Annotated in this window: 27 protein-coding genes; 10 read left to right on the plus strand and 17 right to left on the minus strand. The window is 72.5% G+C overall.

Going from position 1 to position 26,000, the window contains the following annotated elements; all coding sequences use genetic code 11:
- Positions 1–18: 18 nt before the first annotated feature.
- Positions 19–969 carry an NADP-dependent oxidoreductase gene (locus tag ACFY6U_RS09275; protein ID WP_390036211.1) on the plus strand — a complete coding sequence of 317 codons (951 nt, stop codon included), beginning with the start codon at positions 19–21 and terminating at the stop codon, positions 967–969.
- 7 nt (positions 970–976) lie between these two features.
- On the opposite strand, the gene ACFY6U_RS09280 is transcribed toward ACFY6U_RS09275, so the two are convergent.
- Positions 977–2,083: an NAD(P)-dependent alcohol dehydrogenase gene (locus ACFY6U_RS09280; protein WP_390036213.1), complete on the minus strand. Its 1,107-nt coding sequence runs from the start codon at positions 2,081–2,083 to the stop codon at positions 977–979.
- 25 nt (positions 2,084–2,108) lie between these two features.
- On the minus strand, positions 2,109–3,566 hold the full coding sequence (locus ACFY6U_RS09285) for an aldehyde dehydrogenase family protein (RefSeq protein ID WP_390036215.1): 1,458 nt from the start codon (positions 3,564–3,566) through the stop codon (positions 2,109–2,111).
- Between the two features lie 104 nt (positions 3,567–3,670).
- Here ACFY6U_RS09285 and ACFY6U_RS09290 point away from each other — a divergent pair, with 104 nt between their 5' ends.
- Both ACFY6U_RS09290 and ACFY6U_RS09295 read left to right on the plus strand, forming a co-directional pair.
- The gene (locus tag ACFY6U_RS09290; RefSeq protein ID WP_390036217.1) at positions 3,671–4,099 is read left to right on the plus strand and encodes a MarR family winged helix-turn-helix transcriptional regulator; all 429 of its coding nucleotides are present in this window, start codon (positions 3,671–3,673) and stop codon (positions 4,097–4,099) included.
- 224 nt (positions 4,100–4,323) lie between these two features.
- Positions 4,324–4,716 carry an anti-sigma factor antagonist gene (locus ACFY6U_RS09295; RefSeq protein ID WP_351486589.1) on the plus strand — a complete coding sequence of 131 codons (393 nt, stop codon included), beginning with the start codon at positions 4,324–4,326 and terminating at the stop codon, positions 4,714–4,716.
- Between the two features lie 20 nt (positions 4,717–4,736).
- On the opposite strand, the gene tuf is transcribed toward ACFY6U_RS09295, so the two are convergent.
- The 3 genes from tuf to ACFY6U_RS09310 form a co-directional block, all read right to left on the minus strand.
- On the minus strand, positions 4,737–5,930 hold the full coding sequence (tuf, locus tag ACFY6U_RS09300) for an elongation factor Tu (protein ID WP_390036219.1): 1,194 nt from the start codon (positions 5,928–5,930) through the stop codon (positions 4,737–4,739).
- Positions 5,931–5,995: 65 nt separating this feature from the next.
- Positions 5,996–6,952 carry a ribose-phosphate diphosphokinase gene (locus tag ACFY6U_RS09305; RefSeq protein ID WP_390036221.1) on the minus strand — a complete coding sequence of 319 codons (957 nt, stop codon included), beginning with the start codon at positions 6,950–6,952 and terminating at the stop codon, positions 5,996–5,998.
- 59 nt (positions 6,953–7,011) lie between these two features.
- Entirely contained in the window at positions 7,012–7,728 is a 717-nt protein-coding gene (locus ACFY6U_RS09310; protein ID WP_390036223.1) for an SDR family oxidoreductase, read from the minus strand.
- A 77-nt stretch (positions 7,729–7,805) separates the two neighbouring features.
- Between ACFY6U_RS09310 and ACFY6U_RS09315 the strand changes: the two genes are divergently transcribed.
- Both ACFY6U_RS09315 and ACFY6U_RS09320 read left to right on the plus strand, forming a co-directional pair.
- Positions 7,806–8,618 (plus strand): helix-turn-helix transcriptional regulator, encoded by an 813-nt coding sequence (locus ACFY6U_RS09315; protein WP_390036225.1) that lies wholly within the window; start codon positions 7,806–7,808, stop codon positions 8,616–8,618.
- A gap of 185 nt (positions 8,619–8,803) precedes the next feature.
- Positions 8,804–9,508, plus strand: coding sequence for a DUF4230 domain-containing protein (locus ACFY6U_RS09320; protein WP_390036227.1), 705 nt, complete (start codon positions 8,804–8,806; stop codon positions 9,506–9,508).
- 14 nt (positions 9,509–9,522) lie between these two features.
- Here ACFY6U_RS09320 and ACFY6U_RS09325 read toward each other — a convergent pair whose 3' ends face one another.
- From ACFY6U_RS09325 to ACFY6U_RS09350, 6 genes are read right to left on the minus strand one after another with little or no spacing between them, the layout of a single operon-like run.
- The gene (locus ACFY6U_RS09325; protein WP_390036229.1) at positions 9,523–11,283 is read right to left on the minus strand and encodes a complex I subunit 5 family protein; all 1,761 of its coding nucleotides are present in this window, start codon (positions 11,281–11,283) and stop codon (positions 9,523–9,525) included.
- Positions 11,283–11,630 (minus strand): sodium:proton antiporter, encoded by a 348-nt coding sequence (locus ACFY6U_RS09330; RefSeq protein ID WP_390036561.1) that lies wholly within the window; start codon positions 11,628–11,630, stop codon positions 11,283–11,285. Before ACFY6U_RS09330 ends, ACFY6U_RS09325 begins: the two co-directional genes overlap by 1 nt.
- 22 nt (positions 11,631–11,652) lie before the next feature.
- A complete protein-coding gene (locus ACFY6U_RS09335) occupies positions 11,653–12,393 on the minus strand; it encodes an MnhB domain-containing protein (protein WP_390036231.1) in 741 nt (246 codons plus the stop codon).
- Positions 12,390–12,644, minus strand: coding sequence for a hydrogenase subunit MbhD domain-containing protein (locus ACFY6U_RS09340; RefSeq protein ID WP_360241351.1), 255 nt, complete (start codon positions 12,642–12,644; stop codon positions 12,390–12,392). Before ACFY6U_RS09340 ends, ACFY6U_RS09335 begins: the two co-directional genes overlap by 4 nt.
- The gene (locus ACFY6U_RS09345; RefSeq protein ID WP_390036233.1) at positions 12,637–13,089 is read right to left on the minus strand and encodes a monovalent cation/H+ antiporter complex subunit F; all 453 of its coding nucleotides are present in this window, start codon (positions 13,087–13,089) and stop codon (positions 12,637–12,639) included. Before ACFY6U_RS09345 ends, ACFY6U_RS09340 begins: the two co-directional genes overlap by 8 nt.
- Positions 13,086–13,268 carry a hypothetical protein gene (locus ACFY6U_RS09350; protein WP_390036235.1) on the minus strand — a complete coding sequence of 61 codons (183 nt, stop codon included), beginning with the start codon at positions 13,266–13,268 and terminating at the stop codon, positions 13,086–13,088. Before ACFY6U_RS09350 ends, ACFY6U_RS09345 begins: the two co-directional genes overlap by 4 nt.
- A 537-nt stretch (positions 13,269–13,805) precedes the next feature.
- On the opposite strand from ACFY6U_RS09350, the gene ACFY6U_RS09355 reads away from it, so the two are divergent.
- On the plus strand, positions 13,806–14,402 hold the full coding sequence (locus ACFY6U_RS09355; protein ID WP_390036563.1) for a VanZ family protein: 597 nt from the start codon (positions 13,806–13,808) through the stop codon (positions 14,400–14,402).
- Between the two features lie 167 nt (positions 14,403–14,569).
- Positions 14,570–15,814, plus strand: coding sequence for a ricin-type beta-trefoil lectin domain protein (locus ACFY6U_RS09360; protein WP_390036237.1), 1,245 nt, complete (start codon positions 14,570–14,572; stop codon positions 15,812–15,814).
- A gap of 16 nt (positions 15,815–15,830) precedes the next feature.
- Here ACFY6U_RS09360 and ACFY6U_RS09365 read toward each other — a convergent pair whose 3' ends face one another.
- The gene (locus ACFY6U_RS09365; protein ID WP_351486610.1) at positions 15,831–16,088 is read right to left on the minus strand and encodes a hypothetical protein; all 258 of its coding nucleotides are present in this window, start codon (positions 16,086–16,088) and stop codon (positions 15,831–15,833) included.
- 67 nt (positions 16,089–16,155) lie between these two features.
- On the opposite strand from ACFY6U_RS09365, the gene ACFY6U_RS09370 reads away from it, so the two are divergent.
- The 3 genes from ACFY6U_RS09370 to ACFY6U_RS09380 all read left to right on the plus strand — a co-directional run bounded on the left by ACFY6U_RS09370 (position 16,156) and on the right by ACFY6U_RS09380 (position 19,171).
- Positions 16,156–17,193 (plus strand): PHP domain-containing protein, encoded by a 1,038-nt coding sequence (locus ACFY6U_RS09370; protein WP_390036239.1) that lies wholly within the window; start codon positions 16,156–16,158, stop codon positions 17,191–17,193.
- A 48-nt stretch (positions 17,194–17,241) separates the two neighbouring features.
- Positions 17,242–17,904, plus strand: coding sequence for an HAD family hydrolase (locus tag ACFY6U_RS09375; protein WP_390036241.1), 663 nt, complete (start codon positions 17,242–17,244; stop codon positions 17,902–17,904).
- A 304-nt stretch (positions 17,905–18,208) separates the two neighbouring features.
- Positions 18,209–19,171: an SDR family NAD(P)-dependent oxidoreductase gene (locus ACFY6U_RS09380; RefSeq protein WP_390036243.1), complete on the plus strand. Its 963-nt coding sequence runs from the start codon at positions 18,209–18,211 to the stop codon at positions 19,169–19,171.
- Positions 19,172–19,209: 38 nt separating this feature from the next.
- Here the strand turns inward: ACFY6U_RS09380 and nrfD are convergent, their stop codons facing one another.
- The 5 genes from nrfD to ACFY6U_RS09405 form a co-directional block, all read right to left on the minus strand.
- Entirely contained in the window at positions 19,210–20,184 is a 975-nt protein-coding gene (nrfD, locus tag ACFY6U_RS09385) for an NrfD/PsrC family molybdoenzyme membrane anchor subunit (RefSeq protein ID WP_390036245.1), read from the minus strand.
- Complete coding sequence (locus tag ACFY6U_RS09390) at positions 20,181–21,014, minus strand: 4Fe-4S dicluster domain-containing protein (RefSeq protein WP_390036247.1); 834 nt, start codon at positions 21,012–21,014, stop codon at positions 20,181–20,183. Before ACFY6U_RS09390 ends, nrfD begins: the two co-directional genes overlap by 4 nt.
- A complete protein-coding gene (gene fdh, locus ACFY6U_RS09395) occupies positions 21,011–24,256 on the minus strand; it encodes a formate dehydrogenase (protein WP_390036249.1) in 3,246 nt (1,081 codons plus the stop codon). The genes ACFY6U_RS09390 and fdh overlap by 4 nt, the downstream gene beginning before the upstream one ends.
- A gap of 25 nt (positions 24,257–24,281) precedes the next feature.
- Positions 24,282–24,503: a hypothetical protein gene (locus ACFY6U_RS09400; RefSeq protein ID WP_390036251.1), complete on the minus strand. Its 222-nt coding sequence runs from the start codon at positions 24,501–24,503 to the stop codon at positions 24,282–24,284.
- A gap of 112 nt (positions 24,504–24,615) precedes the next feature.
- On the minus strand, positions 24,616–25,905 hold the full coding sequence (locus ACFY6U_RS09405; protein ID WP_390036253.1) for an ROK family protein: 1,290 nt from the start codon (positions 25,903–25,905) through the stop codon (positions 24,616–24,618).
- Between the last annotated feature and the right edge of the window lie 95 nt (positions 25,906–26,000).

Here is a 26,000-nt window from a genome sequence, read left to right on the forward strand (position 1 = left end):
CCGGCAGGCTGGGTGACCATGAGCAATGTGAACACGATGCGTGTGGTCAGCCAGGACGTCCTCGGCGGTCCCGAGGTGCTGAAGGTGATCGAGGTGGCCCGGCCGAAGCCGCGCCCCAACGAGGTACTGGTCCGGGTACGGGCCGCCGGGCTGAACCCGACCGACTGGAAGCACCGGGAGACCGGCGGCTTCCTGGGCGAGCCGCCCTTCGTCCTCGGCTGGGACGTCTCCGGCACCGTCGAGGAGACCGGGATCGGCGTCGCCGCCTTCGGGCCCGGTGACGAGGTCTTCGGCATGGTGCCCTACCCGTTCGGCCACGGTACGCACGCCGAGTACGTGATCGCCCCCGCCCGCGCCCTGGTGCCGAAGCCGGCCGGGATCGACCACGTGCAGGCGGGCGCACTGCCGCTGGTGTCGCTGACCGCCTGGCAGGCCCTGGTGGAGAACGCCGGCGTGGAGCCGGGACAGCGGGTGCTGATCCACGCGGCGGCCGGCGGGGTCGGGCATGTGGCGGTGCAGATCGCCAAGGCGCGCGGGGCGTACGTGATCGGCACGGCGAGCGCCGGCAAGCACGACTTCCTGCGCGAGATCGGCGTGGACGAGCCGGTGGACTACCGGTCCGTGGACGTGACGCAGGCGGTACGGGACGTGGACGTCGTCCTGGACACGGTCGGCGGTGACACCTCGACGGCCTCGCTGCGGACACTGCGGCCCGGCGGGACCCTGGTGTCGATCCTGCCGGTGGGCACCCCTCAGCTGTACGAGGAGGCCGAGCGGCTGGGCGTGCGGGCGGTGCGGATGCTGGTGGACGCGGACCGGGCGGGGATGCAGGCGGTCGCGGAGCTGGTGGAGGCGGGGAAGCTGCGCGCGACCGTCGCGGGGACCTTCCCGCTGGCCGATGCCGCCAAGGCGCACGAGCTGGGCGGCACCGGCCGGACCACCGGGAAGCTGGTCCTGGTCGTGGACTGACCGCGGGTCAGAAGGTGAGCACGGGCTTGATCGCCTTGCCCGTGCTCATGTCCCGCACCGCCCGGTCGATCTCGGCGAACGGGTAGGTGCTGATCAGCCGGTGCAGTGGCAGCCGCCCCTCGCGGACCAGCCGGACCAGGGCCGGGATGAAGGCCTGGGTCTCGCTGTCGCCGAGGGTGAGGCCGACGATCCGTTTGCCTGAGAGCAACCCGTTGACGTCCAGGGGGACTTCGGTGCCGAAGGGCGGGGCGCCGACCACGACCAGGGTGCCGCGGGCGGCCAGCGCGTCGACGCCCTGGCGGAGGACGCCGACGTTGCCGGTCGTCTCCACGATCCCGTCGGCGCCCGCTCCGCCGGTGATGCGCCGCAGGGCCTCGGGCACGTCCTCCCGGGTCGCGTCGACGGTGTGGGTGGCGCCCACCTCCCGTGCCAGCTCGAGGCGTTCGGCCACCCGGTCGACGGCGACGATCGTGGTGGCGGGGGTGAGCGCGGCGGCCATGACGGCCGACAGGCCGACCGCTCCGGCGCCGAGGACGACGACCGTGCTGCCGGTGGCCGGTTCCAGGACGTTCCACACGGCGCCGACCCCGGTCTGCACCCCGCAGCCGAGCGGGGCGATCGACTCCAGCGGGACGTCCGGGTCGACCGTGACGAGGCTGCGCTCGTCCACCAACGCCCGTTCGGCGAACGAGGACTGGCCGAAGAAGTGGCCGCCGAGCGGCTCGCCGTCCCGGCTGACGGTGGCGGTGCCGTCGGCGCGCCGGCCGCCGATCAGGTTGAGCGGCAGCCAGGTGGTGCAGTAGGCGGGGTGGCCGCCGTGGCAGTTGCGGCAGCCACCGCAGGAGGTGAAGGACAGCACGACGTGGTCGCCGGGGGCCACGCCGGTGACGGCGGAGCCCACGGCCTCGACGACGCCGGCGCCCTCGTGGCCAAGAACCCCGGGCAGCGGGAAGGGAAGTCCGCCGCTCGCCACGCTGAGGTCGGTGTGACACAGACCGGTGGCGACCATGCGGACGAGCGCCTCGTACGGCCCCGGCGCGTCGAGCTGGACGTCGCCGAGGGTGAAGGGGGCGCCGCCGGACTCGACCACGGCGGCTCGGGTGGTGAGGGACATCGTAGGAACTCCTGGTCTGCGGGGCTCAGTCGAGCGAGACGACGACGGACTTGACCTTGGTGTACGCGGCGAGCGCCTCGGGGCCGTACTCGCGGCCGAATCCGGAGGCCTTGACGCCGCCGAAGGGGACGGCGGGGTCGAGCATCGCCCAGTCGTTGACCCAGACGATCCCGGCCTGGAGGCGGGCTGCGACGCGGTGCGCGCGGGCCAGGCTGCCGGTCTGGATGCCCGAGGCGAGGCCGTACGGGGTGGAGTTGGCGAGCGCGACGGCCTCGTCCTCGGAGTCGAAGGGCTGCACGGTGAGGACCGGGCCGAAGATCTCGTCCTGGATCACCCGGGAGTCGTTCGGCAGGTCGGCGAGGACGGTCGGCCGGTAGTAGTAGCCGCCGTTCAGGTCGAGGCGTTCGCCGCCGCAGACGATGCGGCCGCCCTCCTTGCGGGCGAGGTCGACGTACTCCTCGACCTTGCGCAGGTGCTTCTCCCCCGCCATCGGCCCGACCACGACGGCCGGGTCGCGCGGGTCGCCGACCGGGACGCCGGGGACGGCCTCGGCGAGGATGCCGAGCAGGGTGGCGTAGACGGGGCGGGCGACCAGGAGGCGGGGGCCGCCCATGCAGAACTGGCCGGTGTTGAAGACGAAGGCCTTGATGACCGCGCCGACGGCCTTCTCCAGGTCGGCGTCCTCGAAGACCAGGTGGGCCGCGTTGCCGCCGAGTTCCATGGTGACGGGCTTGAGCGCCTCCCCCGCCGCGCTCGCGACGTGCCGGCCGACGGCGGTGGAGCCGGTGAAGGCGACCTTGTCGACGCCCGGGTGGCGCAGCAGGGCCTCGCCCGCGACCGGTCCGGCGCCGGTGACGACGTTCACCACCCCGTCGGGGACGCCCGCCTCCTTGAACAGGCGGGCCATGTACAGGGCGCTGAGCGGGGTCTCGTCGGCGGGCTTGTGGACGACCGTGTTGCCGGCGGCGAGAGCCGGGCCGAGCTTCGAACCGGCGAGGATGAGAGGGAAGTTGAAGGGGGTGATGGCGGCGACCACGCCGATCGCCTCGCGCCGGGTGTAGGCGAGGGCGTTCATCGGTACGTCGCGGACGGCGCCGTCCAGCGAGTGGGCGAGGGCCGCGACGTGCTCGTAGTCGTTGGCCGCGTTGGTGACGTCGACGGCCCGGGCGAGAGTGATGGGCTTGCCGACGTCCAGACTCTCCAGGGCGGATATCTCCTCGGCGTTCTCCCGGATCAGCTCGGCGACGCGGTGCAGCACGCGGCCGCGCTCCCGGCCGCTGAGTCCCGCCCACTCCCCCGCGTCGAAGGTCTCGCGGGCGGCGCGGACGGCGGCGTCGACGTCGGCGGCGCCGGCCTCCGCGACGGTGGTGATCACCTGGCCGGTGGCCGGGTCGGTCACCTCCGTCCGGGCCCCGTCGGCGGCCTCCCGCCACTGTCCGCCGATGAACAGCTGCCCCGGTCCGGTCTCGAAGGTGGTCGTCATTGCCCACTCCCAGCGTCGATCGCTAAGCCTTCAACAAACAGGATTCCTGTTGGTCCGCAGTCTCATTACAGACAGGATTCCTGTCAATGGTCTAGGGTGAACGCATGGTCGGTACAAAGACACGCCCCTCGCTGCTGTACATGGTCAAGCAGGTGGAGCTGGTGGTGCGCTCACACCTCGACGAGCTGGTGAAGCCCGCCGGGATCACCGCGCTGCAGTACACGGCCCTGACCGTCCTGGAGCGCCACGACGGCCTGTCGGCGGCCCAGTTGGCACGGGACTCGTTCGTCACCGCGCAGTCGATGGCCGACCTCGTGCGGTCCCTGGAGACGCGTGGGCTGATCCGGCGGGAGCGCAATCCGCGCAACCGGCGCGAGCTGCTGATCCTGCTGACCGACGCCGGGCGCTCACTGCTCACCGGGGTCGCCGGGCCGGTACGGGAGCTGGAGGAGCGGATGGTCCGCGAGCTCACCGCGCACCAGGAGGAGCAGTTCCGCCAGGCACTGAGCAAGGCGTGGCACGCGCTCTCCTAGCCCGCCGTCCCCGCCCTCTCCCCGCCCCCGCTCCCGGCTCGCTCCGCCCGTCGCGTGGCACCGCTGCCACGTGCCCGTTCGCCGACTGTCGCGCACGCCACAGAAAATGGCGAGCCGAAGCAGCAGACATATGTCAATCGAACATGCTCAAATTCCCTCCATCGAGGGTAACTTGCAGTGCGGGGAACGGAATTGAACCGGCAGGGGTGGGAGGTGATGTCGTCGTGCGCCAGGAACCCCGGCAGGATCCCGCGCCGCTCTCCCGGCACCTGCGCGTCCACCAGGACCGGGGCCACACGGTGCTGGAGCTGCGGGGCGAGATCGACATCGCGGCGGCGACGGAGATCGCGCCCCACCTGGACCGGGTGACCGCCCAGGAGAACGCCCGGGTGGTGATCGACCTGCTGCCCGTCGAGTTCTTCGACTGCTCGGGGCTGCGGCTGCTGTACCGGGCACGCGGCCGGGTGCTGGAGCGCGGCGGACAGCTTCAGCTGGTCTGCACCCACCCGCTGACCCTGCGGGTGCTGAAGGTGACCGGGCTGTCGCGTCTGCTGCCGCCGCGGGCGACGCTGGACGCGGCCCTGGGCCAGCCCGAGGCCACGTCCGGCACCTTGTGACAGCCGCCCTGCGGCAACGGCTACTTGAGGATCCTCGTGACCTGACCGGCGCCGACGGTCCGCCCGCCCTCGCGGATCGCGAACTTCAGGCCCTCCTCCATCGCGATCGGCTGGATCAGCCGGACGTGCACGGTGGTGTTGTCGCCCGGCATCACCATCTCGGTGCCCGGAGGCAGGGTGACGACGCCGGTCACGTCGGTGGTGCGGAAGTAGAACTGGGGACGGTAGTTCTCGAAGAACGGGGTGTGCCGGCCGCCCTCGTCCTTGGAGAGGATGTAGGCGCGGGCCTCGAACTCCACGTGCGGGGTGACCGATCCGGGTTTGATGACGGCCTGGCCGCGCTCGACGTCGTCGCGCTTGATCCCGCGCAGCAGCAGGCCGACGTTCTCCCCGGCCCGGCCCTCGTCGAGCAGCTTCCTGAACATCTCGACGCCGGTGACCGTGGTCCGCGTCTTCTGCGGGTGGATGCCGATGATCTCGACCTCGCTGTTGACCCGCAGCACACCGCGCTCGATCCGGCCGGTGACGACGGTCCCGCGGCCGGTGATGGTGAAGACGTCCTCGACGGGCATCAGGAACGGCCGGTCCACGTCCCGCACCGGCTCGGGCACGAACTCGTCGACGGCGTCGAGGAGTTCGAGGAGCGCCGCGGTCCACTGCGGGTCGCCCTCCAGGGCCCTGAGCGCGGAGACCTTGACCACCGGGACGTCGTCGCCGGGGAACTCGTACTCGGTGAGCAGCTCGCGCACCTCCAGCTCCACCAGTTCCAGGATCTCCTCGTCGTCGACCATGTCGGTCTTGTTGAGGGCGACGACGATGTACGGCACGCCCACCTGACGGGCCAGCAGCACGTGTTCCTTGGTCTGCGGCATCGGCCCGTCGGTGGCGGCCACCACCAGGATCGCCCCGTCCATCTGGGCGGCCCCGGTGATCATGTTCTTGATGTAGTCGGCGTGGCCGGGGCAGTCGACGTGCGCGTAGTGCCGGCGTTCGGTCTGGTACTCGACGTGCGCGATGGAGATGGTGATGCCGCGCTGGCGCTCCTCGGGCGCCTTGTCGATCTGGTCGAACGGCGTGAAGGGGTTGAGCTGGGGGAACTTGTCGTGCAGCACCTTGGTGATGGCCGCGGTGAGTGTCGTCTTGCCGTGGTCGATGTGCCCGATGGTGCCGATGTTCACATGTGGTTTCGTCCGCTCGAACCTGGCCTTCGCCACTGGGGGCCTCCTGATCGCGTCGGTGCCGCCGAGCGCGGTTCAGCGCTACAACTCCTCCTTCCTGTCTAGAGGTTGCGCGGCTCGTCGAACAGGGCGCTCACGGACTCACCGTTGTGAATACGGCGTACGGCCTCCGCCAGCGCCGGGGCGATGGACAGGATCCGCAGCTTGTCGGTGTGCTCCTCGGCGGGCACCGGCACGGTGTTGGTGCAGACGATCTCCAGCACGTCGGGCTGCTCGCTCAGCCGCTTGAGCGCCCCGGCCGCGAACAGGCCGTGGGTGCAGGCGATCCGGATCGACCGCGGCGGACCCAACTCCCGGATCTTCTCGAGCAGTTCGACGACGGTGCTGCCCTTGGCGATCTCGTCGTCGAGCACGATGACGTCCCGGTCGGCCACCTCGCCGATCACCGAGCTGATGGTGACCCGGTCGTCCGGGTAGCGCTGCTTGGCGCCGGCCGCCACCTGGGCGCCGATCAGCCGGGCGAAGGCGGCGGCCTCCTTGGCGTTGCCGAGGTCGGGCGAGACGACGGTGGTGCGCGACAGGTCGTACCGCCGGAAGTGCGCCGCCAGCTCGCGCAGCGCGTGCAGGTGGTCGACCGGCACCGAGAAGAAGCCGTGCACCTGCGGGGCGTGCAGGGTCATGGCGAGGACCCGGCTCGCACCGGCGGCCACCAGGAGGTCGGCGACCAGGCGGCCGCCGAGCGAGATGCGCGGGGCGTCCTTCTTGTCGGAGCGGGCGTAGGAGTAGTGCGGCATGACGACGGTGATCCGGCCCGCGGAGGCACCGCGGGCCGCGTCGCACATCAGCAGCAGTTCCACCAGGTGCTCCTGCACCGGCCGGACCAGCGGCTGGATCAGGAAGACGTCCCGCTCCCGGCAGTTGGCCTGGAGCTGCACCTCCAGGCAGTCGTTGGCGAACCGGCTGACCCGCGTCGGGCTGAGCGGCACCCCGAGGTGCGCGCAGACCTCCTCGGCCAGCTCGGGGTGGGCGCTGCCGCTGAAGACGGCGATGTCTCGCACGATCCGCTCCTCGCATGATCAATACGGGCTACGGGCTCATGCTACGGACCGTGCCGCTCTCACCACGGCACGGGTGTGCCGTCCCAGGAGAAGAACCGGCCGGTGGGGCCGTCGTCGGGCAGCAGCGCCAGCCGTACGGCACCCCGCGCGCCCTCGGCCGGATCGCCGCCGCCGACGGCCGCGCCGGGCACCAGGTCGGTGGCCCGCCGCCCCGGGGCCAGGGCGTTCACCTTGAATCCGGCCTCGGCCAGCTCCTGGGCGTACAGGACGGTCAGCGCGTTCAGCGCGGTCTTGGACGAGCGGTAGGCGGCGGACCTGGGGACGCCCTCGGCGAACTGCGGGTTGGGCCGAGTACTCCAGGCGAGGGACGCGGTACCGCTGGTGACGTTCACGACGCGCGGGTGGGCGGAGCGGCGCAGGGCGGGGAGGAAGGCGTTGGTGACGGCGACGACGCCGAAGACGTTGGCCTCGTACGTCCGCCGGAAGTCCTCGACGCCGGTCTCCGAGGGGGTGCCGGTCACCGGCTGGACACCCGCGTTGTTGACCAGGACGTCGAGGCGGTCCACGTCGGTAGCCGCCCGCTCGACGCTGCCGGGGTCCGTGACGTCGAGCACCAGGAGCCGTGCGTTCGCGCCGATCTCCGCCACGGCCCGCGCGCCGCGCTCGGCATCCCGGGACCCGACGTGGACCTGGCAGCCCTCCTCGGCCAGCAGCCTGGCGATGTGGAAGCCGATGCCTTTGTTGGCACCGGTGACGAGTGCTGTGCGATCGTTCATGTCAGCCACGGTCCCCCGGCCGCGTCCGCCCTGCCAGGGACCACCTGTACCAGGCGGACCGAGGAGAGGACGGCGGCATGGCGAGGCAGGAACTGGCCCGCTTCCTGCGCGAGCGCCGGGCAGGACTGCGCCCGCAGACGGTGGGCCTGCCGCCGGGCACCGACCGCCGCACCCCCGGGCTGCGCCGCGAGGAGGTCGCCGAGCTCGCCCACATGTCGGTCGACTACTACATCCGGCTCGAGCAGGCCCGCGGCCCCCGCCCCTCCCCGCGCGTCCTGGACGCCCTGGCCGGGGCGCTGCGGCTGGCCCCCGCCGAGCGCAGCCACCTCTTCCGGCTGGCCAGCTCGGCCGCGCCGCCGCCCGGCAGCGCGGCGGTACGGCGGGTACGACCGCACGTGGCCCGCCTGCTGGAGCGGCTTCCCGACACCGCCGCGATCGTCACCGACGCGGCCTACGGTCTGGTGGCCTGGAACCCCCTCGCCCAGCTGCTGTTCGGCGGCGATCTCGGCCACGGCACGACCAACCTGGCGCGGCGGCGCTTCCTCGACCAGGGGCGGATGCACGAGAGCTCCAGTGCCGAGGAGACCGGGCACATCGTGGTGGCCCGGCTGCGGCGGGCCGCCGAACGCTATCCGCACGACGCTCAACTCGGCGTGCTGCTGGGTGAGTTGCGCGCGGGAAGCAAGGACTTCCGGCGGATCTGGGCGACCCATCCGGTACACGCCCCCGGACACCGCACCAAGGTCCTCGACCATCCGGAGCTGGGGCGGCTGCGGCTGAACTGCGACGTCCTGCTGGTGCCGGAGGACGACCAGGAGGTCGTCCTGGTCACCGCGGACCCGGGTTCGGCGTCGGCACGCCGGATCGCGGAGCTGGCCGCGGGCGCCTGACCCGCCTTCGGGCTCGCTGGTCGCGGGCGCCTGACCCGCCTTCGGGCTCGCTGGTCGCGGGCGGCCGTCGGCCACGTTTCGGCACCGCGTGTATCAGTCCTGCCTCAGCTGTCTCAATCGGCCGACAACGCGGTCTGGCAGGGCTGTTGGCGGGCATTCGTGTCCTTGGAAAGGAGGACCGTCACATGGCGAGTTCCACCAAGGAGAGCAAGGCGAGCTCCACTCAGGAGGCTCCCGTCACGGCCCGGCCCCGGCGCATACCCGGCTGGGCGAAACTGGTCACCGCGCTGGTGCTGGTGCTCGTGGTGCTGTTCGCCGGGATCAAACTGGCGGTGCTGCCCGGGATCAAGGACCTGTTCGGCACGGAGACCCGCGACAACACCGGCCCGGCGCTGCTCAAGTCCATCCAGGACATGAGCCGTTACGACGCGGCCTCCGGCAACTTCCAGGTCGTCGTGGACCTGGAGAAGGACGCCAAGTACCTGCCCAGCGCGATCCGCGGCACCCGCACCCTGTACGTCGGCGCGGGCACCGTCGACTCCTACGTCGACCTCGGCAAGATCGCCCAGAAGGACGTGACGGTCAACGCCGACCGCACCGAGGCCACCATCCGGCTGCCGCACGCCCAGCTCGGCAAGGCGACGCTGGACCCCGACCACTCCTACGCCGTGTCCAAGCAGCGCGGCCTGCTCGACCGGCTCGGCGACCTGTTCTCCGACAACCCCAACAGCGAGCAGGCGGTGCAGAAGCTGGCCGTGAAGCACATCGACACCGCGGCCAAGGACAGCGGGCTGACCACCCGGGCCGAGACCAACACCACCGACATGCTGGAGGGGCTGCTGCACTCCCTCGGTTTCACGGAGGTGCACGTGTCCTACGGGACGGTCTGACCCACGCCGGGTGATCAACCGCCCAGCACCCCCGGCGCCGCCAGTGCCCCGAGCGCGGCGGCGCCGACCAGCAGCCAGGCCACGTAGTCCCCGACGTGCCCGGACTGCAGGCGGCGTACCGGCAGCGCCAGGCCCTTCGCCACGAGCAGGCCGGGCCGGGTGACCGCGAGCGCGGCCAGGCCGAGGGCCAGGAGGGTGGAGAGGCAGCCCAGCAGGACCCCGGTCGCCGTCCAGTGCGCGGCGGCCGGGGCACCGCCGGAACCGGCCCGGGTCACGGCACGGGCCACCACCCCGGCGAAGCCCGGGGCGAGGCCGACGGCGAGGGCCCCGGCCAGCAGCACCGCGGGGACGACGGTCATCGTGTCCGGGATCCGGCCGAGCCGGCCCTCGGTCTCGGGCTCCTCCCCGGACCCGGTGGTCTCATAGGTGTCACCCCGCGGCGGCCTGGCACCGAGGCCGAGGAACACCCGGGCCGCGACACGCAGCACCGCCCCCGCCGTCACCGCCGACACGACGACGTAGAGCACGGTCAGCGGGGAGCCCACCGCCTCCTCGGCGACCGACTTGCCGAGCCCGGTGCCGAACGGCGGCAGTCCCGCGAGCGCCAGCCCGCCGAGCCCGAACAGCACACCCACCGTGCGCAGTTCCCTGGCCCGGCCGTGCAGCGCGCGTTCGTCGACGTTGCCGTAGCGGTCCAGGAGAATGCCCGCACAGGCGAACAGGGCCGCCTTCACCCCGGCGTGCCCGAGGAGGTACAGGGCGACCCCGGCGTCGCCCTCCGGGGTGAGGACACCCAGGCCGACGAGGAACAGGCCGGTGTGCGCGATGGTGGAGAAGGCGAGCAGCCGCTTGATGTGCCGCTGGTGCCAGCACATGAACGCGCCGAGCGCGGCGGTGCACACCCCGAGGACGACCAGCGCCCGCTCCAGGCCCGCCGCCGGGATGCCGCCGGGTCCGGCGAAGACCGTGCCGTACACCCGCCAGACGCCGTAGGCGCCGAGTTCGACCATGACCCCGGACAGCAGCATGCAGACCGGGGTGGGCGCCACCGCGTGGGCGTCGGGGAGCCAGAAGTGGAAGGGGGCGGCGGCGGCCTTGACCAGCAGCGCGGTGAGGACCAGCACGAAGGCGGCGAGGACCAGGGCGTCCGGGCGGCCGTGGGCGTCCAGACCACGGCCGATCTCCGACATGGACAGTTCGCCGGTGCGGGCGTACAGCAGGCCGATCCCCAGCAGCATGGCGTACGCGCCCAGGGAGTTGACCACGCCGAAGGTGAGCGCGCCCTGCACGGCCTTCGCCTCGTCGATGCGGTAGCCGGTCAGCGCGTAGGCGACGACGCTCATCAGCTCGAAGAACACGAAGGCGTTGAACAGGTCGCCCGCGATCGCGAACCCGCACATCCCGGCCTGGAAGACCAGCATCAACGCCGGGTACGAACCCGCGTGCCGACTCGGCGGCTCCGCGAAGTAGCGCCAGGAGTAGGCCAGGGCGGCCAGCGTCAGCAGGGAGACCAGGGCGGCCATGCCGAGGGCCGGTCCGTCCCCGATGACCAGGATCCCGACGCTCTCCCCGTGGACCGGCCGCCAGCCGCCCACCCACTCGGTCATCGGGGGCGAGCAGTTCAGCAGCAGGACCAGGGCGAGGGCGCAGGTGCCCGCGCTGACCGCGCAGGCGAAGCTCTCGGCGACGACCCTGGGCAGCCGGCGGCCGGCGGCCACCAGCAGGGTGGCGGCGAGCAGGGGGCCGGCCGCGAGCAGCGGAAGCAGGTGGTGCATCAGCCGCGCAGCTCCGTCAGTTCGTCGGGGTCGACCGTGCCGTGCCGCTTGGCGACCTGGAGGACGAGCGCGAGCAGCAGCGCGGTGACGGTCGCCCCCACGACCACGTCGGTGAGGGCGAGAGCCTGCACGACCGGGTCGACCAGCGGCCGGGTGCCCGGCTTCAGGTCGGAGAAGACAGGTGCGGTGCCGCCGTCGCGATAACCGACGGCGAGCAGCAGGACGTACGTCGACGACTGGACGACGGCCAGACAGCCGACGGCGTGGATCAGGTTCCGGCTGGTGGCCAGGCCGTAACAGCCCGTCAGGAAGATCCAGACGGCGACCAGATAGGGGAAGACGTGCATCACGGAGTGCGTCACTGCGGGCTCAACTCCCGTTCTCCTCCTCGATCTCGACGGCCTGGTCGAGGAAGCGGGCGAGCAGGACCACGACCGCGCTCGCCACCTCCATACCGATGGCCGCGTTCAGCAGGGGGACCAGGCCGCCGGAGGACAGCGTGTTGAAGGTGCCGTACGGCAGCAGGGTGTTGGCGAGGAAGGCGGTGCCGGCCAGCACCCCGGCGAGGCCGAGGACCAGGTAGGAGCAGGCCGCGAGGGAGTCGGTGACCTCGAAGACGCCGATCGGGCGGACGCGTTCGAGGGCGCCGTAGTCGGCGCCGAGGTACAGCAGGTGCAGGGCGGTCGCGGCGACGACCCCGCCCTGGAAGCCGCCGCCGGGGCTGAGCTGGCCGTGCGCGATGACGTACAGGCCGGTGACCAGGGCGACGGGGAGCACCAGCAGGGCATATCGGCGGACCGGCAGCGCCACTTCGGTGGGCTGCGGGCGATCCCGGTGTTCGTCCCGGTTCTGGCGGAGCAGGACCACGCAGCCGAGGACGGCGGCGAAGAGGATGCTCATCTCGCCCAGGGTGTCGTAGGCACGCTGGTCGAAGTTGACGGAGGAGATGACGTTGGCGGTGTGCCGGGCGAGGGAGGCGCGCACGGCACGGTCGCCGTAGGGGTGGCGGGTGCCGCCGAAGCCGGGCAGGTCGAAGCAGGCCGCGACCAGCAGCGCCGCCACGCCCGCACCGCCGATCGCCAGCACCCGGAGCCTGAAGGAGCGGCTCACTTCTCGCCTTCCTTCCCGCGTCGTCGCACCTTGCGCACCGACAGCATGATCAGCAGCGGGGTCAGGGCGGAGCCGACGGCGAGCTGGGAGAGGCCGACGTCGGGGGCCTGGAGCACGGTGAAGACGACGCCGAGGAACAGGCCGAGCAGCGACAGCACCAGGGCCTGGCGGGCCGGGTCCCGGACCGCCACGGCCGCGGTCGCCGCTCCCGCGGTGAGCAGCAGGGCCACGACGATCACCGCGTCAGCCACCGCGCACCCCCCGGAAGCCGCCGGACAGCGCCCGGGAGGCGACCACGTTCCCGCCGGTCAGCAACGCCCCGACGACCAGGAGTTTCACCATCGCCCGGCCCGGCCCGGCCGCCACGCACAGGGCGACCACGACGGCCGCGTCCACCCCGACCGTCGTCCAGGTCAGGCCCCAGGCGGCAGCTTGGTCGTCCGTCAGGTCGTCGGCGAGCAGCCGGGCGAAGACGAGGGTGCCGACCGGGCCCAGCACGGCCAGCAGCAGGCCGAGGTCGACGTAGGACGTACGGTCGTAGCCCTGGGCGAGCAGCAGCAGGCTCGCACAGACCACCGAGGTGGAGAGGTTCTGGGCGACCACGCGGCGGCTCAGCGGGCCGGTGGCCACGCCCCACAGCGCGGTGCCCGCGCCCCCCGCCAGCAGCACGGTCGCCGCCAGGATCCAGCCGTTCACCGCCAGTTCACCGCCCGCCGGCCGGCCCGCGCCACCAGCGCACCGATCGCCGCCACGCTCGCGCCGACGATCCGCTCCAGGGTGTCGACGGTACTGATGAACACCAGCCAGAGCAGGGCGAGTACGGCCCACCACGCCAGCAGTTCGGCCGCGGCGCCGAGCGCCGTACGCCTGGTCATACGCCGCCTCCTCGGTCGTCGCGCGGCACGATGTCCGATTCGCCGCTTCTTCGCCGCTTGTGCATCCAAGCATCGCGACCGTCGCCGGGAGCGGCGGCACGCGGGAACGCACCCGGAGTGCCCAGGGGGCGCACCCGGAAACCAGCGGTCTGCTCCGGTCGCCGTCCGGGCTCCGGCATCGCCCCGCGTTTCGGGGGTAACTGGCTTACCACGCCGCAAGGTTGGAGAGTGGAGGACTCAATGGCCAGCGCCGCCTCGCGCCTGCGCATCACCAAAGGCGAGAGCACCGAGGAGACGAAGAAGAACGGGGACACCGGCACGAGGGCGAGGCTGTTGAGCAGGGCCGCACGCGTCGTCGGCATCCGCGGCGACCAGCCGGGCGCCGCCGCGAAGGGGGACGGCTCCACCGGGCCGGCGAACGCCGGAAGGAAGGGCGTCATCGGCAGGTTGCGCGGTTCCCGCGCTGCGGGCGGCGCCGCCGGTCCGGGCGGCACGGCCGAGCCTGCGGCTGCCGGGAAGAAGGGCTTCCTCGGCAGGTTGCGCGGCTCCGGCGCGGCGGGCGGCGCGACAGGGCCGGCCGCCAGGAAGTCCGGGACCGGCAGGGAGGGCGCAGCGGGAACGGGGGGCTCCGCAGGCAAGGCGGGCACGTCCGCGGCCAGGACCGGCACCGAGCGTCGCCCGCTCCCCCTCCCCCTGCGGTTGCTGGCCATGGCCTGCGCCTTCGCCGCGATGGTGGCCTTCGCCGTCGTGCTGGCCGATCTGACCCTGGATCCGTCCCCGGCCTCCGTGTCGATCGCCCACACCAACCTGCATCCCGGCGCCACCCTCAAGATCTATCTGGATCAGCCCGCGTTCCGTGACGCCGTGAAGCAGATCGGCGGGAACGTCCTGCTCGGCGTCCCGTTCGGGATCCTCGTGCCGGTCCTCGCGCCCGGTGCCCGGGGCGTGCTGCGGGTGCTGCTGCTCACCGCGGTCGTGATGCTGCTGGTGGAGATGGCACAGGGCGCGCTGGTCACGGGCCGGGCGTTCGACGTGGACGACGTCATCCTCAACACCACGGGAGCGCTGGTCGGTTGGCTGCTGCTGGGCCGCCGGCTCGGTCGCGCGGTGCACGCCCGCAAGCGCAAGGCGTAACCCGCGGGGCGGCCTCCCGGGGAGGCCGCCCCGCCGTCCGATACTGGTCCGTACCAAGGTATTGACGGGTTACTTATCTCATCTCTTAAATCAAGAGGCGACGCCTTCACCCCCCCACCCCGGCCGGCCGCCTCCCCGCGCCCGGCCGCCGTACGGAAGGAAGAGCCGTGGCCTCCCCACGATTGCTCCGCAGATGCCTCTTCGCAGCGCTCTCCGCCGCGTTGGTGGCGACGGCCGCCGTCGGTCCCGCGCGGGCAGCGTCCGCGTCCGCCGACGCGAGCGCGGCCGCCGTGACCTTCTCCGACACCTTCGACGGGGCCGCCGGTTCGCCCGTCGACTCCTCGAAGTGGACGCTGGAGACCGGCGACAACGTCAACAACCACGAGCGCGAGTACTACACCTCGGGCACCGGCAACGCCGCCCTCGACGGCCAGGGGCACCTGGTCATCACGGCCAGGAAGGAGAACCCCGCCAACTACCAGTGCTGGTACGGCACCTGCCAGTACACCTCGGCCCGGATGAACACCTCCGGGAAGTTCAGCGCCCAGTACGGGCACGTCGAGGCCCGGATGAAGATCCCGCGCGGGCAGGGCATGTGGCCGGCCTTCTGGATGCTCGGCACCGACATCGGGTCGGTCGGCTGGCCGAACTCCGGTGAGATCGACGTGATGGAGAACGTCGGCTACGAGCCGTCGACCGTGCACGGCACCATCCACGGCCCCGGCTACTCCGGCTCCAACGGGATAGGCGCGGCCTACTCGCTGCCGAACGGCCAGGCCTTCGCGGACGGCTTCCACACCTTCGCGGTCGACTGGGCACCCAACTCGGTCAAGTGGTCGGTGGACGGCACCGTCTACGAGACCCGCACCCCCTCCGACGTGGGCGGCAACACCTGGGCGTTCAACAAGCCGTTCTTCCTGATCCTGAACCTGGCCGTGGGCGGCTACTGGCCGGGCGACCCGGACGGCTCCACCGCCTTCCCGGCACAGCTGGTCGTGGACTCGGTGTCGGTGACGACCAGCGACAGCGCGACCGGCGTCGCGATCAAGGGCCTGGCCGGCAAGTGCGTGGACGTGGCCGGGGCGAACACCGCCAACGGCACGCCCGTGCAGCTCTACGACTGCAACGGCACCGCCGCCCAGCAGTGGACCGTCGGCAGCGACGGCACCGTCCGCGCGCTCGGCAAGTGCCTGGACGTCACCGGCGGCGGCACGGCGGACGGCACGGCCGTCCAGCTCTACGACTGCAACGGCACCGCCGCCCAGAAGTGGGCCGTCTCCTCCGCGCACGACATCGTGAACCCCCAGGCGAACAAGTGCCTGGACGTCACCGGCAACAACTCGGCCAACGGCACCCGGCTGCAGATCTGGACCTGCTCGGGCGGCGCCAACCAGAAGTGGACGGTCGGCTGAGAGCAGCGCTCTCCCGCTAGCGGCGGGACGGGCGGGGCGTCCAGGTGAACTTGTCCCCGCCCACCCAGCGGACCACGTCCGGGTCGTCCAGGTCGTGGACCCGGATCCCGCAGGACGCGGCAACCTCCAGCACGTCCGTGACGGTGCGCGCCTGGCAGACCACCTCTCCGTCGATCTCCACGATGCGGAAGGGCGGGGTGCCGGGCTTGCCGGTCATGACCCCGAGCACCAGGATCCGCGGCTGGGAGATGTACGGGCTCGCTATCTCGGTCATGCAATCGAGGGTAGATCTCCCCGGGCGGAAGTGACCGGCCTGAGTCACCCTGACGGTGGAGGTGGCCATGGACCCCGTCGAGGCGCTGGAACGCATCGCCTTCCTGCTGGAACGGTCGCGGGCACCCACCTACCGGGTGCGTGCGTTCCGCACCGCCGCAAGGGTCCTGGCCGCCCTGCCCGCCGACGAGGTCGCCGCGCGGGCCCGGGCCGGAACCCTGGAATCGCTGCGCGGTGTGGGCCCGAAGACGGCCCGGGTGGTCCTCGAATCGCTGGCCGGAGATTTGCCCGGATATTTGCGCGGTCTTGAGGAGGAGACGGCCGAACCGGCGACCGGTCCCGGGTCCGGGCTGCGGGAGCTGCTGCGCGGGGACTGCCATCTGCACTCGGACTGGTCCGACGGGGGCAGCCCGATCGAGGAGATGGGCCGCACGGCGGCGGCCCTCGGGCACGAGTGGGCGGTGCTCACCGACCACTCCCCCAGGCTCACCGTGGCGCGCGGGCTGTCCCCGGAGCGGCTGCGCGAGCAGCTGGCCGTGGTGGCCCGGCTCAACGCCTCCTGGGCGCCGTTCCGGCTGCTCACCGGCATCGAGTGCGACATCCTGGAGGACGGCTCGCTGGACCAGGATCCGGAGCTGCTGGAGCGGCTCGACGTGGTCGTCGTCTCGGTCCACTCCAAGCTGCGGATGGACGCCCGCTCGATGACCCGGCGCATGGTGAGGGCCGTCCGCGATCCGCACGCCGACGTCCTCGGCCACTGCACGGGCCGCCTGGTCACCGGGCGGGGGCGGCCGGAGTCCGAGTTCGACGCGGACGAGGTGTTCGCCGCCTGCGCCGAGTCCGGCACGGCCGTGGAGATCAACAGCCGCCCGGAGCGGCTCGACCCGCCCCGCCGACTGCTGCGCCGGGCCGTCGCCGCCGGGGTGCTGTTCTCGATCGACACCGACGCCCACGCCCCCGGCCAGCTGGACTGGCAGATCCTCGGCTGCGCCCGGGCCGAGGAGTGCGCGGTGCCCGCCGACCGGGTGGTGACCACCTGGTCCGCGCAGGAGCTGCTGGCCTGGACCCGGGAGGGACGGGTTCCGGCGCGCGTGACCGGCGTCTGACGAGGTACCCGGTGCCTGGGGCCGAACGACAGGAAGGGGCGCCGAGCGATGGACCGGGCTGCCGTGTTCGACGTCGACGGGACGCTCGTCGACACCAACCACCTGCACGTCACCACCTGGTGGGAGGCCTTCAGGCAGGCCGGTCACCGGGTCACCATGAACGCCGTGCACCACTCCGTCGGGCTCGGCTCCGGCGACCTGATCGCCCATCTCCTCGGCGAGGACCGCGACCGGAGCCAGGACGACGAGCTCAACGCCACGCACACCGCGCTGTACGGGCAGTTCTTCGACCGGCTGGCACCGCTGCCGGGCGCCGGCGAGCTGCTGCGGCGCCTGCACCGGGACGGCTGGCGGGTGGTGCTCGCCACCTCGGCGAGCGGCCCCGAGCTGGCCGCGCTGCGCCGCGCGATCGACGCCGACGACGTGATCGCCGGCACCGCGAGCGCTGACGACGTGGCCCGGGGCAAACCGGCGCCGGAGCCGGTGGAACACGCCCTGGAGCTGGCCGGGGTGCCGGCGGACCGGGCGGTGTTCGTCGGGGACACGGTGTGGGACATGCGGGCGGGCACCAAGGCCGGGGTGCGCTGTGTGGGGGTGCTGTGCGGCGGGATCCCGCGCTCGGACCTGGTGGCCGCCGGGGCGGAGGAGATCTACGCCGACCCCGCCGACCTGCTCGGTTCGCTGGCGGAGAGCCCGTTCTCCGCCGGGTGACGGCCGGGTGACGCGCATCACGTACCGGGCCGGAACAGCCTGGGGTGGTTGTCCGTTGAACCAGCCGTGGGTGCGGATGGGACAGTGTCCCCGGGCCTCACCTTTTGCCCACAGGGACGATCGTTCGGCTGAAGCCCTGTGGAGCGTTTCGCCGAGAGGCGACCGCCATCCGTGCCCACCACCTGGCCGCCCCGGCCGCGAATCCCCCGTCGCGGCCGGGGCTTTCCCCTGTTCGGGGCGGCTCCGGACACCCCGGGATCACCCGCTTGACTTCGAGCGCACTCCCATTCGTAGCGTTCGGGTCATGAGCGCTACGACACCTCAGCACAAGATCGGTTCCGGCTTCGGCGCGGACAGCACCGCCGACGAGGTCCTGGCCGGACTCGACCTCGGCGGCCGGCTCGCGATCGTCACCGGCGGTTACTCCGGGATCGGACTGGAAACCACCAGGGCCCTCACCAAGGCCGGCGCCCACGTCGTCGTCCCCGCACGGCGCGTCGAGGCCGGACGCGAGGCGCTGGCCGGCCTCGACGGGGTCGAGGTGGACGAACTGGACCTCGGCGACCTGGAGAGCGTGCGCGGCTTCGCGGAGCGGTTCCTGGCCTCCGGGCGGACCGTCGACTTCATGATCGACAGTGCGGGGATCATGGCCTGCCCGGAGACCCGCGTCGGGCCCGGCTGGGAAGCCCAGTTCGCCACCAACCACCTCGGGCACTTCGCCCTCGTCAACCGGCTCTGGCCCGCCCTGGAGCCCGGCGGCGCCCGGGTCGTGTCGGTCTCCTCGCGCGCCCACCACTTCTCCGGCATGCGCTGGGACGACGTCCAGTGGCGGCACGGCTACGACAAGTGGGAGGCGTACGGCCAGGCCAAGACCGCCAACGTACTGTTCGCCGTGCACCTCGACCGGCTGGGCCGGGACTCGGGCGTGCGGGCCTTCGCCCTGCACCCCGGCGGCATCATGACCCCGCTCCAGCGGCACATCCCCCTCGCGGAGAAGATCGAGCGCGGCTGGGTGGACGAGCAGGGCAACCTGCTGGAGGTCGCGGGCATGAAGACACCCGAGCAGGGCGCGGCCACCCAGACCTGGGCGGCCACCTCCGCGCAGCTGGCGGACCTGGGCGGGGTGTACCTGGAGGACTGCGACATCGCCGAGCCCGCCGCGGAGGGCGAGCAGACCGGAGTGAAGGCCTGGGCCGTCGACCCGGAGCAGGCCGCCCGGCTGTGGGACCTGTCGGCGGAGCTGACGGGCGTGAACGCGTTCGCCTGAGGGACCGAGGGGGTTCGAAACGCCGCCCCGGCGGAGCCTCAGGAGCCGGTGGCCGGCTGTACGGCCTCGGCGTGCTCCCGCTGCCGCTGCCGCTGCGGGACCACCGTGTACTTCGGGTCCTCGGCGGACGCCACGCCCGCCGCGAACACGCCGAACCGCGTGCACACCGAACCGGCCAGCAGGGCGAGCCCCGAGGCGGCCGCGGGCACCCGGCGGCCGCCGAGCACGACGGCTCCCAGCGCGCCGCCCGCGGTGAGGTACCGCGCGGCCCGCAGCAGGGTCCCGGCACGCCCTGCCTGCCAGGTCTCGGCGACCAGGCCCAGCCGCCGCTCCGCGGCCCGCTCCGCCGCCGCGTCCGCCAGCGCCGCCAGCCCGGCGGCACAGCGCGCGGGCGCGTTCTCCCGGGTGGGCCCGGTCACCAGGGCCATACCGGCCGCCGCGGCCGTGGCGGAGGCGGCGAAGAGGTACGGCAGTTCACGGTGGGCGTCGTGCCAGGCCGGTACGGCGGTGTCGGCGGCCAGCACCCCGGTGTACGTGGCGACGGCCGGTCCGAGCAGCCCCGCCGCGCCGGTTGCGGCGCCCCCGAGCCGCGGCAGCCGGCCGGTGACGGCGCTCGCGGCGGCCGCACCCGCCGCGGGCCCGTAGGCCCCGAGCAGCCAGGAGCCCATGCTCATCGGTGAGGTGGGCTTGAACACCCGCAGCATATTCGCGAACCGGCCCGGCCTGCCCAGGTCGTGGATCAGTGCGGCCGCCGACAGGGAGACGGCGGCCAGCGACGACACCTTCAGCGCCGTGGCGGTCGCCGTACGGCCGGTCAGGTGCGCGCCGGCCGCGAGGACCGACCCGGCGCCCGCCAGCCCGCCGAGGAAGAAGTACCCGGCGATGTCGGGGGCGGCCCAGGACGGCGGCTTGATGACCGGGCGGCCGTAGTAGGACCCGAATTCGGCGCGGGGCACCACCGGTCGCTCACCCCGGCCACGCCGCTTGCGCCCGCCGCGCTCCGGCACGCTCATCGCCTGCTCCCTCCTGCCGTGGCCGCGAAGCAGGCGGCCACGCCGCCCAGCAGGGACAGGGCGGCGACGCCCGCGTGCTTCCACATGGCGGGCAGATCGCGGGTGGTGACCACGGGAGCCGGGGGCAGCCCGTACACCTCGGGTTCGTCCAGCAGCAGGAAGAACGCGCCGTCGCCGCCGACCCCGTCGTCCGGGTCGTGGCCGTACAGCCGGGCGTCGGCGACGCCCTGTTCGTGCAGCTGGTCGACGCGCAGGGCGGCCCGTTCGCGCAGTTCGTCGAGAGGGCCGAACTGGATGGACTCGGTCGGGCAGGCCTTGGCACAGGCCGGTTCCTGTCCCGCGCCGAGCCGGTCGTAGCACAGGGTGCACTTGAACACCCGTCCGTCGGCGGGTCGTTGCTCGATGACACCGTACGGGCAGGCGGGCACGCAGTAGCCGCAGCCGTTGCAGATGTCCTCCTGGACGACGACGGTCCCGAACTCGGTGCGGAACAGCGAGCCGGTGGGGCAGACGTCGAGGCAGGCGGCGCTGGTGCAGTGCTTGCAGACGTCGGAGGACATCAGCCAGCGCAGGTCACCGCCGCCGTCGCCGCCCCCGGACCCGCCGTCCACCAGCGGGAGTTCGGTTCGGCCGTCCGGGCACGGCTGTTCGATGAAGGCCACGTGCCGCCAGGTGGAGGCGCCGAGCGCACCCGTGTTGTCGTACGACATGCCGGTCAGGGAGAGGCCGTCCTCGGGGATGGCGTTCCACTCCTTGCAGGCGACCTCGCAGGCCTTGCAGCCGATGCAGACGGAGGTGTCGGTGAAGAATCCGACACGGCCCTCGGTCACTTGCGCACCTCCGTTCCGGTGGCCGCGGTGATGCCGGCCCGCCTGCGGTACTCGGCGACCAGCTTCGGCAGGCCGGGACCGCGGGGGCGGCGGCCGGCCAGGATGTCGGCTGAGAGCGCCTTGTCCTCCTGGATGTGGGCGTTGGGGTCGAGGGCGATGGCCACCAGCTCGTTGGCCGCGTCGCCGCGCGCCACTCCGTTGGGCCCCCAGTGGAAGGGCAGGCCGATCTGATGGACGGTGCGGCCCTGGACGCGCAGCGGCCGGATGCGGTCCGTGACCAGGACCCGGGCCTCGACGGCGTTGCGGGCGGTGACGATGGTGGCCCAGCCGCCGTTCTCCAGGCCGCGTTCGCGGGCCAGTGCGGGCGAGACCTCGCAGAAGAACTCCGGCTGCAGCTCGGAGAGGTACTCCGACCACCGGCTCATGCCGCCCGCCGTGAAGTGCTCGGTGAGCCGGTGCGTGGTCACGACGTACGGGAAGACCTCGGCGCCCTTCTCGTCCCCGCTCGGGTGATAGCGGTTGCCCTCCCGCGGCAGCAGCCGACGCACCGGGCTGCGCGGGGTGGAGGGGTACAGGGCATTGGGGAACGGGGAGTCCTGGGGCTCGTAGTGGGTGGGCAGCGGGCCGTCCTCCAGACCTGCCGGGGTGTAGAGCCAGCCCTTGCCGTCGGCCTGCATGATGAACGGGTCGTCGCCGCGCAGCGCGGCCACGCCCTCGGCGTCCGCGTCGGGCTCGTAGCCGGGCGCGCGGTCGGGCACGAAGTCCGGGACGTCCCGGCCGGTCCACCTGCCCTCCTCCGGGTCCCACCAGACGTACTTCTTGCGTTCGCTCCACGGGGTGCCGTCGGGGGCGGCGGAGGCGCGGTTGTAGAGGATGCGGCGGTTGGCCGGCCAGGCCCAGGCCCATTCGGCGGCCACCCAGTCCTGCTCCCACTCGGGCTTCTTGCGGGCGGCCTGGTTGACGCCGTCCGCGTAGACACCGCAGTAGATCCAGCAGCCGCAGCGGGTGGAGCCGTCCTCCTTGAGCTCGGTGTAGGCGCTCAGCGGTGCGCCGTCGGGGCCGTGGCCGTTTATCTCGGCGAGCACGGCGTCGGCGACCGGTTCGTCCAGCTCGCCGCTGACCGGGTAGTCCCAGGTCAGGTCGAGGACCGGCCGGTCCATGGGGTCGGTGGAGCCGGCCAGCTTCTCCTGGATGCGGCGGCCGAGGTGGTACATGAACCACAGGTCGCTGCGGGCGTCGCCCTCGGGTTCGACGGCCGTGTGGTGCCACTGCACCCAGCGGTTGGTGTTGGTGAAGGAGCCGGACTTCTCGGTGTGGGCGGCGGCCGGGAAGAAGAACACCTCGGTGCCGATGTCCTCGGTGCGCAGTTCGCCGGTCTCGATCTCGGGGCCGTCCTTCCACCAGGTCGCCGACTCGATCAGGGAGAAGTCCCGGACCACCAGCCACTCCAGGTTGGCCATGCCGAGCCGCTGGAGACGGGTGTTGGCGGAGCCCACGGCCGGGTTCTCGCCGAGCAGGAAGTAGCCCTTGCAGTCGCCGTCGAGCTGGGCCATCACCGTGTCGTAGGTGGAGTGCGAGCCGGTCAGGCGCGGGATGTGGTCGAAGCAGAAGTCGTTCTCGGGGGTGGCCGCGTCGCCGTAGTACGCCTTGAGGAGACTCACCGCGTACGCCCGCATGTTCGACCAGAAGCCCTTCACCGTCTTGCTCGCCTCGATGAAGTTGTCCAGGTTCATGTCCTCGTGGGCGTGCGGCATCGGGATGTAGCCCGGCAGCAGGTTGAACAGGGTGGGGATGTCGCTGGAGCCCTGGATGGAGGCGTGGCCGCGCAGTGCCAGGATGCCGCCGCCGGTGCGGCCGATGTTGCCGAGCAGCAGCTGGAGGACGCACGCGGCGCGGATGAACTGGCTGCCGGTGGAGTGCTGGGTCCAGCCGACGGCGTAGCAGAAGGCGCTGGTGCGGTCCCGGCCGGAGTTCGCGGTGAGGGCGTCGCAGACCTTCCGGAAGGTCTCGCGGGGGATGCCGCAGACGTTCTCGACCATCTCGGGGGTGTAGCGGGCGTAATGGCGCTTGAGGACCTGGTAGACGCAGCGCGGGTGCCGGAGCGTCTCGTCGGTGGGGGCGCGGTGGCCCGTCCGGGCACCGCCGGAGCCGTGTGCCTCGGCGCCCGCGGACTTGCTGGTGCGGTCCTCGTACAGCTCGTCGGCCTCGCCCGTCGGCTGCTGGACCTCGACACCCTCGTACTGCCAGCTGTGGGGGTCGTAGTGGGCCTTCTCCTCGTCGAGGCCGGAGAAGACGCCGTCCAGGTCCTCGGTGTCCCGGAAGTCCTCGCCGACCAGGGTGGCCGCGTTGGTGTACTTCAGGACGTACTCGCGGAAGTCCTTCTCCTCGGTCAGGACGTGGTTGATGATCCCGCCGAGGAAGGCGATGTCGGTGCCCGCGCGGATCGGGACGTACAGGTCGGCGAGGGCGCTGGTGCGGTTGAAGCGCGGGTCGACGTCGATGATCGTGGCGCCGCGCAGCTTGGCCTCCATCACCCACTGGAAGCCGACCGGGTGGCACTCGGCGAAGTTGGAGCCCTCGATGACGATGCAGTCGGCGTGCTGGAGGTCCTGCATGAAGGTGGTGGCGCCGCCGCGCCCGAAGGAGGTGCCGAGCCCGGCTACGGTGGCGCTGTGGCAGACCCGGGCCTGGTTCTCCACCTGGACCACGCCGAGGCCGGTCAGCAGCTTCTTGATGAGGTAGTTCTCCTCGTTGTCGAGGGTCGCGCCGCCGAGACTGGCGATGCCCATGGTGCGGGCGGTGCGCATGCCCTCGTACTCCCACTCCCAGGTCTCGCGCCGGGTGCGGATCACGCGGTCGGCGACCATGTCCATGGCCGTGTCCAGGCCGAGGGGCTCCCAGTCGGTGGCGCCCGGGCGCCGATGGAGGACCTGGTGTTCCCGGGCGGGGCCGGTGGTGAGCTGGAGGGTGGCCGAGCCCTTGGGGCAGAGGCGGCCGCGGCTGACCGGGGAGGCCGGATCGCCCTCGATCTGGACGACCTTCTCGTCCCGGACGTAGACCTGCTGGCCGCAGCCGACCGCGCAGTACGGGCACACCGACTTCACGACACGCTCGGCGCTCTCCGTGCGGGGGTGCAGGTTCTCGGTGTACGACGACTTGGCGGCCGCGCCCCGGCCGGTGCGGTCGGGGCCGGTGAGCTGGCGGTAGACAGGCCAGGAGCGGAGCCGGTCGGCGAGGGTCATGGCGTTCCTCCCAGGTACTCCGGCACTAGGCCGACGGCTCGTCGGGCACGGGGTCCTCCGGATGCACGGACCCCGAGCGCGGGGTGCCACCGGGGCCGGCGCCGGCCTCGTCGGGGTCAGGGAGGTCCTCGTCGCCGCGGCCCTCGGGCTGTCCGCTCTCCGCCGCCTCCCACGGGTCCTGACCGGACCCGGCCTGCTGGTCCGGCAGGTCCCGGGGTACCGGCTTGCCGTCCTGCTTGTCGCCCACGGCGTACTCCCCTCGCGTCGTTCCGAGGCCTCGTTACGGGCGTCCGGCGAGTACCTCGGCGGAACGGCGCGAAACGCGGGGTCGGCGTGGGACGGGCGGGGCAGCGCCCGGGTCAGCGCGGGCTGCGTTCCTCCAGGGCCGCGCGCCAGGCGGGGAGCCGGTCCTCGGTCGCCGGTTCCGCGCGGCGGCCGCCGCGGCTGAAGAAGTCGGCGAGGGGCAGGATCGCGGCGCCGACGGTGACCGCGTCCGGGCCGAGCCGGCCGAGGTCGATGGTGACCTGCTCGGCGGGGTGGCGCAGCGCGTACGTGGTCGCGTACCGGCGTACGGCGGGCAGGAAGCGGGCGCCGAGCTGGAGGCCGGCCCAGCCGCCGATCAGGATCCGCTCGGGCTGGAAGAGGTTGATCAGGTCGGAGAGGCCGGCGCCCAGGTACTCGGCGGTCTCCTCCAGGACGGCGAGTGCCACGGGGTCGGCATCGGTGCCCTCGGCCGGGTAGGCGGCGGCGAGCATCGCGGTGAGCGCGCTCTCCTCGTCGAGGCCCTCGGCCGGACGGCCGCCCTCCTCGCGCCAGCGGGCGAGCAGCGACTCGGCGCCGGCGTACGCCTCCAGGCAGCCGAGCGCGCCGCAGCGGCAGCGGCGGCCCCGTACCCGTACGGTCAGATGTCCCCATTCGACCGCCCGGCCGTTCTCCACGTCGGCGGTGACCAGACAGGCGCCGACGCCGGAGCCGAAGAGCACCACGACCGCGTTGTCCGCGCCACGCCCGGCGCCGAACCACATCTCGGCCTGGCCCAGCGTCTTGGCGCCGTTGTCGATGAAGTACCGCACGGAGTCCGGGAGCCGGCAGCCCCTGCGGAGCAGCTCCTCCAGGGGGACGGCGTCCCAGCCGATGGTCTGGCCGTGCACGACGGCGCCCCGGTCGTCGGTGTGCTCGATGATGCCGGGGACGCCGACGCCGACGCCGAGGAGCAGTTCGGGCGAGGAGCCCTCGGTGGCGAGGACCTCGTCGATGCCGTCCCGGATGTGGCCGACGATCACCTCGACGTCGTAGCCCTGCTGCTCCAAGGGGCGCTCGACGCGGGCCAGTTCGGTGAGGTTGAGGTCGAACAGCTCGACGCGGACCCGGGTCTCGCCGACGTCCACACCGATCATGTGACCGCTGTGCGGGGCGACGCGCAGCAGGGTGCGGGGGCGGCCACCGTCGGAGTCGACGCTGCCGGCCTCCTCGACCAGGCCGTCGGCGACCAGGTCGGCGACCACGTTGCTCACCGAGCCGGAGCTCAGGCCCGTGGCCGGGCCCAGCTCGAAGCGGCTGAGGGGGCCGTCGAAGTAGAGCCGCTGCAGTACGGCCGTGCGGTTGGCCCTTCTGAGGTCGCGTACCGTGCGCCCGTTCCGCCCCGCCATGTGGCTCCCTTCACGAACCCTGCCCGACCTGCAACATACTCCTTCGGGCAGCGGGAAGCGATATTTTCCCAACCCTTAGTTCACGATGTGAGCTA

It is taken from the genome of Streptomyces sp. NPDC013157 (assembly GCF_042899865.1).
Taxonomy (GTDB): Bacteria; Actinomycetota; Actinomycetes; order Streptomycetales; family Streptomycetaceae; genus Streptomyces.

Excerpts from the sequence above, each read along its gene's own strand:
- ACFY6U_RS09275 (WP_390036211.1), top strand. The coding sequence starts at position 19 with ATGAGCAATGTGAACACGATGCGTGTGGTCAGCCAGGACGTCCTCGGC.
- ACFY6U_RS09280 (WP_390036213.1), bottom strand. The coding sequence starts at position 2,083 with ATGTCCCTCACCACCCGAGCCGCCGTGGTCGAGTCCGGCGGCGCCCCC.
- ACFY6U_RS09285 (WP_390036215.1), bottom strand. The coding sequence starts at position 3,566 with ATGACGACCACCTTCGAGACCGGACCGGGGCAGCTGTTCATCGGCGGA.
- ACFY6U_RS09290 (WP_390036217.1), top strand. The coding sequence starts at position 3,671 with ATGGTCGGTACAAAGACACGCCCCTCGCTGCTGTACATGGTCAAGCAG.
- ACFY6U_RS09310 (WP_390036223.1), bottom strand. The coding sequence starts at position 7,728 with ATGAACGATCGCACAGCACTCGTCACCGGTGCCAACAAAGGCATCGGC.
- ACFY6U_RS09315 (WP_390036225.1), top strand. The coding sequence starts at position 7,806 with ATGGCGAGGCAGGAACTGGCCCGCTTCCTGCGCGAGCGCCGGGCAGGA.
- ACFY6U_RS09320 (WP_390036227.1), top strand. The coding sequence starts at position 8,804 with ATGGCGAGTTCCACCAAGGAGAGCAAGGCGAGCTCCACTCAGGAGGCT.
- ACFY6U_RS09325 (WP_390036229.1), bottom strand. The coding sequence starts at position 11,283 with ATGCACCACCTGCTTCCGCTGCTCGCGGCCGGCCCCCTGCTCGCCGCC.
- ACFY6U_RS09330 (WP_390036561.1), bottom strand. The coding sequence starts at position 11,630 with ATGCACGTCTTCCCCTATCTGGTCGCCGTCTGGATCTTCCTGACGGGC.
- ACFY6U_RS09350 (WP_390036235.1), bottom strand. The coding sequence starts at position 13,268 with ATGACCAGGCGTACGGCGCTCGGCGCCGCGGCCGAACTGCTGGCGTGG.
- ACFY6U_RS09365 (WP_351486610.1), bottom strand. The coding sequence starts at position 16,088 with ATGACCGAGATAGCGAGCCCGTACATCTCCCAGCCGCGGATCCTGGTG.
- ACFY6U_RS09370 (WP_390036239.1), top strand. The coding sequence starts at position 16,156 with ATGGACCCCGTCGAGGCGCTGGAACGCATCGCCTTCCTGCTGGAACGG.
- ACFY6U_RS09375 (WP_390036241.1), top strand. The coding sequence starts at position 17,242 with ATGGACCGGGCTGCCGTGTTCGACGTCGACGGGACGCTCGTCGACACC.
- ACFY6U_RS09380 (WP_390036243.1), top strand. The coding sequence starts at position 18,209 with ATGAGCGCTACGACACCTCAGCACAAGATCGGTTCCGGCTTCGGCGCG.
- nrfD (WP_390036245.1), bottom strand. The coding sequence starts at position 20,184 with ATGAGCGTGCCGGAGCGCGGCGGGCGCAAGCGGCGTGGCCGGGGTGAG.
- fdh (WP_390036249.1), bottom strand. The coding sequence starts at position 24,256 with ATGACCCTCGCCGACCGGCTCCGCTCCTGGCCTGTCTACCGCCAGCTC.
- ACFY6U_RS09405 (WP_390036253.1), bottom strand. The coding sequence starts at position 25,905 with ATGGCGGGGCGGAACGGGCGCACGGTACGCGACCTCAGAAGGGCCAAC.